2 protein-coding genes are annotated in these 1537 nt (G+C 43.5%); one reads left to right on the top strand and one right to left on the bottom strand.

The annotated features are described in order from the left end of the window. Positions 1 to 162, bottom strand: a 162-nt coding sequence (locus tag CVD27_RS07340; protein WP_180960195.1) for a glycerol-3-phosphate acyltransferase, incomplete at its 3' end; no start/stop codon positions are given. A gap of 231 nt (positions 163 to 393) precedes the next feature. Here CVD27_RS07340 and CVD27_RS07335 point away from each other — a divergent pair. Next, positions 394 to 1537, top strand: a 1144-nt coding sequence (locus CVD27_RS07335) for an ATP-binding protein (RefSeq protein ID WP_257984297.1), incomplete at its 3' end; no start/stop codon positions are given.

The raw sequence follows: 1537 nt of genomic DNA, 5'->3' as shown, positions 1-1537 counted from the left end.
GATGCCAGCTTTTTTTCCGAGTACCCGAAATGTATTCGTCGCACCCATGTTTCCACTGCCATGTTGTCTAACATCCGTTCCATAAAAAAGTTTGCCGATCCACAGAGCGGAAGGGATGGAGCCAAGCAAATAAGCTGCCAGAATGATAACGTAATTTTCCATAGTGAACCCCTTTATGCATGATAAACTATTTTATTATTAGTGTAGCAGATGCATAAGTTCTGGACAATAATAGAATTCTGGAGGAAGATGAAGAACAGCCGGAAAAAGGAATTTCCGCATAAATCGTTCGGTGTGTTGTCATGGTTTGCTCGTTGCATTCCGTACATTTCTTCTATACAATAGGTTGAGCTGAAACAAAACGTTGATTTGACAAGGTTTATCAGAAGATGTATGATTAAAATAACAGAACATTTGTTTGACGGGGGTTTCATTTTGACGAAACAGAAAATACAAAATACGTATGATGATAGTTCCATTCAAATTTTAGAGGGCTTGGAAGCGGTACGAAAAAGGCCGGGAATGTACATCGGTTCGACCGACACGAGAGGTCTGCATCACTTAGTCTACGAAATAGTGGATAACTCGGTGGATGAAGCACTAGCTGGCTTCGGTAATGAAATTGATGTCACAATCCATAAAGACGGCAGTGTCAGCGTACGAGACTATGGACGCGGTATGCCGACAGGGAAGCATGAGTCAGGGAAACCGACTGCTGAAGTCATTATGACGGTCTTGCACGCAGGTGGAAAGTTCGGACAAGGCGGCTATAAAACGAGTGGTGGCTTGCACGGTGTAGGGGCATCCGTTGTCAATGCATTGTCCGAGTGGCTAGAAGTGACGATCCATCGAGAAGGCAAGAAATTTCACCAACGCTTTGAGCATGGCGGTAAACCGACTACAACGCTTGAAGAAATCGGTAAAACTCGAGAGACAGGAACGATGATCCATTTTAAACCGGATACGACGATCTTCTCTACGATTAAATATCAATATGACACACTGGCAGAAAGATTGCGTGAGTCCGCTTTTCTATTGAAAGGTTTAAAGATTACGCTAAAAGAAGAAAGTACAGATAAGCAAGATATCTTTCATTACGAATCAGGTATTGAAGCGTTTGTCGCCTATTTGAATGAAGAAAAAGAAGTTCTACATGACGTAGCGTACCTCGAAGGTGAAGTCGACGGCATTGAAGTCGAATTTGCGTTCCAGTTCAGCGACGGTTATGCTGAAACGATTCTTTCCTTCGTTAACAACGTCCGAACTAAAGACGGAGGGACGCACGAAACCGGTGCGAAAGCTGCGATGACACGTGTGGTGAATGAATATGCACGTAAAGCGGGTTTATTGAAAGAAAAAGATAAAAATCTCGATGGCTCGGATATCCGTGAAGGAATTGCGGCGATCGTTTCCGTACGTATTCCGGAAGAAATTTTGCAGTTTGAAGGCCAAACAAAAGGTAAACTCGGCACGAGTGAAGCGCGAACGGTGACAGATGCGGTCGTTTCTCAGAAAATGCTGTATTTCCTTGAAGAAA

It is taken from the genome of Neobacillus cucumis (genome assembly GCF_002860255.1).
Classification (GTDB): Bacteria; Bacillota; Bacilli; order Bacillales; family Cytobacillaceae; genus Neobacillus; species Neobacillus cucumis_A.
Note: the sequence above shows the minus strand (reverse complement) of the source record. Positions and strands in the feature narration are given on the sequence as shown.